This is a genomic window from Salmonella sp. SAL4457 (genome assembly GCF_046548235.1).
Lineage (GTDB): Bacteria > Pseudomonadota > Gammaproteobacteria > Enterobacterales > Enterobacteriaceae > Salmonella > Salmonella enterica.
The window spans coordinates 1-236 of record NZ_JBGDZO010001328.1; the positions used below are offsets into that span (position 1 = coordinate 1).

The window sequence follows — 236 nt, forward strand, 5'->3', positions numbered from 1 at the left end:
GCGCCAAACTGCTCTATCCGCCGTTGCAGCAGCCGCGTCCGCCGCTGTACTTCGGCGGCTCCTCGGAGGCCGCCCAGGACCTCGCCGCCGAGCAGGTCGAGCTGTACCTGACCTGGGGCGAGCCGCCGGCGGCGGTTGCCGAGAAGATCGCCCAGGTACGCGAGAAGGCTGCCCGCCAGGGCCGCCAGGTGCGCTTCGGGATCCGCCTGCACGTGATCGTCCGCGAGACCAGCGAG

Annotated in this window: 1 protein-coding gene; it reads left to right on the forward strand. The window is 72.0% G+C overall.

Translation table 11 applies throughout. The annotated features are described in order from the left end of the window. The coding region (locus ACLJNW_RS28495) for an LLM class flavin-dependent oxidoreductase (protein ID WP_410962036.1) at positions 1-236 on the forward strand (236 nt) is incomplete at both ends.